Here is a 6,230-nt window from a genome sequence, read left to right on the forward strand (position 1 = left end):
TAAAGCTACAATCAATTAGTTTTTTTATCTGAATTAACCTCTTAATAAATGGATAAGGCGGCACTTGTTTCTGTCTCGTGACAAGTCTCTACCAAAGTACCGTTCACCCAGTCAATAAAGCGCTTTGCATCCTTTGTGGAACCCCTCCTGCGCGTCAGCGCGGGTGGGATATTGTACTTCACCCCCCTTGCAATCTGCTGTATCTTGCCCACTTATGCCTGAATCTCAAAATTATTCAGATAAGCAATCGGATTACTCGGATCAAACTGGCGTTGATCGATAAAAACGGTAGCAGGTTCGACTTTCATCGGATCACTGGGCAGCTCAATCTTTAATGCCTCCGCCACTTCTGTATAAACGTCTAACGGATAAATTTCCTCTAGAATTTCATCGGCATCCTTGGGATAATCTTGCTGCTCAATTTGACCCCAACGAATCATCTGAGTGAGTAACCAAATCCCATGAGAACGCCAGGGATAGTTAACCGGATTCGGCTTCTCTGGATCATCGCTATTGTTACCATAAAACTGATAAAAATTAGGAATCGTTTCCAGCCGTTCCTGGTTGTCAAACCCACCATAACTATAGTTGCCCAATAAAGCAGGTTCAATATATTCCTGATCCGTATCCAAATACCTGCTTTGGGCAATAATTTGGGCAACTTCGCGGCGATTTTTGGCTTGTTCGCAAAACTCACAGGCTTCTAGAATCGCCGCTACTAAAGCCCTAGCGGTTGCGGGATGTTCGTCCACCCAGGCTTGCATCGTAGCTAGCACATTTCCCGGATGACCCGTCCAAATATTCTGTGAGGTATTGCCGATAAATCCATTTCCCTGCAAAACCGTCTGTTGGTTCCACGGTTCACTGCTGCTGTAAGCATCCATAACGCCAGCTTGAATTTTATAGATCATTTGGGAGGGGGCAATCTCCATAAATTCAACCTCACTTTCGGGATTAATTCCCATCGCGGCTAACCAATAGCGGCTAATGTAATAATCCATCGAAGCATTCGACTCAGTAGCAAAAATAGGCGGTTCCTCGAATTTGCGAACATATTGACGATAGGAATCAGCAAACTCCTGAAAGGTGAAATATTCAATCGCTGGTCGAATTCCCGCATCCCAGGCTTTGGGAGATAAGGTAATGCTACTGCCATGAAGATTAAGTACCATCAGGGCAACCATGGGGGCGGCTTCTGTTCCCAATTGTGCCATCATTGGCATTCCATACAAGGCTTGAGCCGCATCTAACTGGTAGTCGAGTAAACCATCCTGAATTTGCTGCCAATTCTCTTGCTTACTCAGGCTAACATTCAGCCCATAGCGAGCAAAAAAGCCTAATTCTTGGGCGATAACTAGGGGCGCACTTTCGATAATCGGGATAATGCCGAGGTTGAGGTACGTTTTTTCGAGTTTGCCAAAGTCAACATTTGAGACGGATGAGGACTCAGCCGAGTTATTCTTTTGGGAGGTGGTTAGATTCACTGAATTACAAGCAGCCAAGGCAAACCCCATACTTGCCAGACTGCTGTATTTGAGAAAGTTGCGTCGCTTCATGTTTTTTTCCTCACCCAATAAATTATAGACTCTGACATTGAATCTACCGCGTTAGGGGGACAAGGAGATGGGGGAGATGGGGGAGATGGGGGAGATGGGGGAGATGGGGGAGAAAAATTCAATCTTGAACGTCAATTTGCTTCCCCCGCTCCTAGACGTGCCATGGCACGTCTGGAACATTGCTTCCCTAGTTTCCCTTTACCACAAGACTTATTCAGCAGAGCCTATCCACATCCCCAGCCTGTTGTTTGCAAATGAAAACTCTTCGGGTTTAATTCGTCTTGATCAAAGCTTGCAGCTTGAATCAATGCTTGGAAAATGGCAAAATGTCTCGAATCTGGGAGGGAGAGTTCTGGATGCCATTGCAGCGCGATCGCAAAAGGATGCTGTTTATGTTCTAATGCTTCAATTAAGCCATCTTCGGCTTTGGCGACAATCTGCCAACCACAAGGTATTGTACGCACGGTTTGATGATGCCAAGAGACAACAGTAAGTTCCTCCTTTCCCATAATTTGAGAGAGTTGGCTATCGGCATAAATCCGCACCGTATGCTGACTCGGTTTAAGCATTTCCTCGCGATGCAGGATATCTTCCCCAAATTCATCTGGCAGATGGGGGACTAAATCACCCCCACTAGCTACCATCAGCACTTCTAAGCCGCGACAAATCCCCAAAATCGGCTTTTGTTTCGCCAATGCTAGTTTGGCTAGCGCGAGTTCCGCCCGATCCCGTTCCGGATCAATACCATAAATTGTAGGATGAGGGGAACCATTATACAACTCTGGGTCTACATCACCCCCACCTGTCAAAATTAACCCATCAACCCGGTTTAGCAAAACAACCGGATCAAATTGAACAGGCGGAAGTAGAATGGGTATACCTCCAGCCGACTGAACTGCTTGAGTATAACCCGCCGGGGAATAAAAATTTCCGGTTGGCTTGTAGTTAAAGGTGGTAATTCCAATGATTGGCGGTGTCATCGGTTTTGGATTCATTCAGCAAAGCGTCGATAAGGTTTTCTGGCTCAGCATATACAATATCTACGGAACAAATTGATAGAATCACTGCATTCTCAGCGATGAATTTCAGCTAAAGGGAAGAAAAATGACCAAGGGAGAGCATCAACCTCGAACGGCGACACTGCTAATCTCCTGTCCTGATCAACCGGGACTGGTTGCCAAATTTGCCAATTTTATTTACGCTAATGGCGGCAACATCATTCATGCCGATCAGCATACGGACTTTGCCGCAGGGCTGTTTCTCACTCGTATTGAATGGCAGTTAGACGATTTTAACCTATCACGGGAGTTGATTGATCCAGCATTTGCCGCAATTGCCCAACCGTTACAGGCAAAGTGGCAGCTTTACTTCTCCGATAGCGTGCCTCGGATTTCGATTTGGGTGAGTCGGCAAGATCACTGTCTGTTCGATTTACTTTGGCGGCAAAAAGCCCAAGAGTTTACGGCGGAAATCCCTTTAATTATCAGCAATCATCCGGATTTGCAAACGGTTAGCGAAGAGTTTGGCGCTGATTTTTATCACATTCCGATTACTCCAGACAATAAATCTGAACAAGAAGCGAAACAGCTTGAATTGCTACGTCATTATAATATCGATCTGGTGGTTTTGGCTAAGTATATGCAAATCCTTAGCCCGGAATTTATGGCACAATTTCCTCACGTTATCAATATTCACCACTCTTTTTTACCCGCCTTTACGGGAGCAAAACCGTACCATCGCGCCTATCAGCGTGGGGTTAAAATTATTGGGGCAACGGCTCATTATGTCAACCCGGAACTGGATGCTGGACCAATTATTGAGCAAGATGTGGTACGGATTAGTCATCGGGATAATGTGGCGGATTTGATTCGCAAGGGCAAAGATTTAGAACGGGTGGTATTAGCCAGGGCAGTACGCCTACATTTACGGCATCAGGTATTAGTTTATGAGAATCGAACCGTGGTTTTTGCTTAAGCTGATTCCCAATATGGAGTTAACCGGACTAAGCTTACCATTGAATTATCTCCTTTGTCTTCATCGAGATTGGACAGATTCTACGCTTAATTATATCTCAAAACAGCCAGGTAAAAAAATCAGAGCGATTGCCCATAACTAAATAGTTCCCCATCCGGAGCCAGTTCAGCAAAACGTTTTGTTCTCGGTGAGAAGATTGCGTGATGGCGTCATATCATGTCCAGTTGAGGTAGAAGGTAGAGTGCTGCCTTTTTAGACTAGACGAATAAAGGGATCAGGATTCAGCCTCCATCCAGCCTTTAATGGTTTCAATGGGAATGTTGACAGCAGGAAATAGTGACTTTAATGCCTCAATACCACCTGCTTTTAACGCACTTTGTAGTCGCTGCTTAAAGGTTGGATTGCTTTTTATCTCTTTGTTAATGGCTTCGATAACAACAATTTGTCTTTGAGATTCAGTTAAGGTTGGGTTAGAGTTTTTCAGTTTTTCTAATAATTGCTGAATCTCGGCGGCTGCTTCAGCGAGAGTTTGTCTTTGTTCGGGGGTGTAGTTGTATTGACTGCCAATATTATCGCCGACGATATTTCCAGTAACAGTCCCCGTGATGTTGCCAAAACTAGCACCTCGGAAATCATTAGTAGGCTTGTCTAACATAGTTTCAAGGATTTGCAATATTTTTCCTAGACTATCTATCAAGGGATCGCCAGACTGATCCGGAAGCGATAATGGAGATTCAGCTACAGATTGGTTGTAAAATTGATAACGGTCTTGAATTGCTGAGATTACATCAAGTATATCAGGCGTGCGATCGCAGGTTGTTTTTGCTAGCATATCAGACAGATATGGCAATAGTTCAGAACCACCGATTTCTTGTAATACCTTAGCCGCATCCCAACAAATAAATTCATTGTCATTCGATAAGGCTTGCAGTAGCGCCGCAATTGCCTCTGGCGTGCCGATTTTACCCAAGGCTTCAGCCACGATTTGATGTACCAAAACATTTTGATCCTGCCAAGCATCAACTAAAGGCAAAACAGCCTCCGGTGCGCCAATACTTCCTAACGCCTCAGCCGCACTGGAACGAACAAAAGATTCTTCATCTTGTAAAGCCTGAATTAATGCGGGAACCGCCTCTGAAGCAGCAAGAGTTGCTAATGCTTTAGCTGCACTGTGCCGAACGGAATAATCTTCATCTTGTAAGGCTTTAATTAGTTCTGGGATAGCAGATTTATAGCCAACATTTCCTAAGACCTTAACTACAGAACAGCGTACAGAATGGTTGGGATGAGATAAAGCTTCAATAAAAATCGAAATCGTTTCTTCAGAATCAATGGTTCCTAACGCTTCAGCCCCATAGTCATGGGCAGAATAGTTATCACTGAATAACGCCTGTTTTAAACCCGCGATCGCGTCTGATGTGCCAATCTCTTTTAACACATTAATTATCTTCTGGAGTAGAGATCCGGGTAAGTTGCGATCGCGCAATGCATCACTCAGGGCTGGAATCGTTGCGGCTGTACCAATATCCACTAATCCTTCAAGCGCCCGCATACGAATTGAGTAGTTTGGATGGAACAACGCTTGATGTAATGCAGGAATTGTGGCTTCAGTACCCATGGTTAATAAGCTATCAAGTGCTTGGTACGCGATCGGATTATCAGCATGGGCTAAAATCTGACATAGCGCTGGAATAACTGCTTCATTTTGTTTACGCACTAAGACAAAAGCAGCATCACGGCGAACCGATTCTTGCTCATGTTCTAATGCTTGTGTCAGCACATCAATTGCTACGGAATCATCAATTTCACCTAATGCAACCGCTGCATTATGGCTTAAATTATGATCACCATCAAACAAAGCTTTCTGGAGTAACTTAGTGGCGGATTCTGTGCCAATATTCGCCAAAGCTTCAGCCGCACACCAAGGCATCGATAGTTCTTGACTGAACCAAATATCACCTAATAGTTCAGTTGCTGATTCTGAGCCAATATTTCCTAATACTTCTACCACATATCGACTACACTCTTCATCGAAAGCCAGTTGACGCAATTGCTCAATGGCTCTTTTTGTGCCAATCGTTCCTAACACCTCCACCACAGTCCAACGAATTCCTTTATCTTGATCAGTTAAGGCTGGTTCCAGTGCATCAATCGCCGATTCTGAGCCAATTTTACCTAACCCATTAACGGCACTCCAACGGATATAATAGTCTTTACTGAATAAGCTAGGAATCAGCGCATCAATTGCCCTTTCTGATCGGGTTATCCCTAACAAATTAGTTTTCACTGCTTCCGGAACATTTAATTTAGCCACTAAATCCACAGTGTTATCTTGAAACTCGGATTTAACCGCCCAGGCAAACCTTGCGCCTAACCTAAAATCGACATCTAGCGCTAATTTAACTACTTGCACCGCCTGGGCTTTATTGTCAACCCATGCCAACATTAATGCTAAAGGTTCTGTCCATTTCAAATAATTTAAATAATCTTGTTTTAATTGCTGATCACTGAGTTCGAGAATCTTTTGGCACGATAGTAAATACTCAGCCGCATAGTATTCTTGAATCAGTTGATGACAAAATTCCACGTTCGTAGTAGGCACTTGAGTGCCAGAAGCGCTAAAGCGCTGACTACGAACTAGGTTAGTAGTAGGCACTTGAGTGCCAGAAGCGCTAAAGCGCTGACTACGAACTAGGTTAG

General features: G+C 44.3%; 4 protein-coding genes. 1 reads left to right on the forward strand and 3 read right to left on the reverse strand.

The features are described from left to right. Positions 1-212: 212 nt before the first annotated feature. On the reverse strand, positions 213-1,556 hold the full coding sequence (locus ACLFWI_RS25150; RefSeq protein WP_446415193.1) for a CmpA/NrtA family ABC transporter substrate-binding protein: 1,344 nt from the start codon (positions 1,554-1,556) through the stop codon (positions 213-215). A gap of 224 nt (positions 1,557-1,780) precedes the next feature. Beyond that, positions 1,781-2,536, reverse strand: coding sequence for a gamma-glutamyl-gamma-aminobutyrate hydrolase family protein (locus tag ACLFWI_RS25155; RefSeq protein ID WP_446415194.1), 756 nt, complete (start codon positions 2,534-2,536; stop codon positions 1,781-1,783). Positions 2,537-2,660: 124 nt separating this feature from the next. Between ACLFWI_RS25155 and purU the strand changes: the two genes are divergently transcribed. Next, positions 2,661-3,530 carry a formyltetrahydrofolate deformylase gene (purU, locus tag ACLFWI_RS25160; RefSeq protein ID WP_446407112.1) on the forward strand — a complete coding sequence of 290 codons (870 nt, stop codon included), beginning with the start codon at positions 2,661-2,663 and terminating at the stop codon, positions 3,528-3,530. A 274-nt stretch (positions 3,531-3,804) separates the two neighbouring features. On the opposite strand, the gene ACLFWI_RS25165 is transcribed toward purU, so the two are convergent. Next, the coding region (locus tag ACLFWI_RS25165; RefSeq protein ID WP_446415195.1) for a HEAT repeat domain-containing protein at positions 3,805-6,230 on the reverse strand (2,426 nt) is incomplete at its 5' end.

This window comes from Coleofasciculus sp. (assembly GCF_046539235.1).
Taxonomy (GTDB): Bacteria; Cyanobacteriota; Cyanobacteriia; order Cyanobacteriales; family Coleofasciculaceae; genus Coleofasciculus.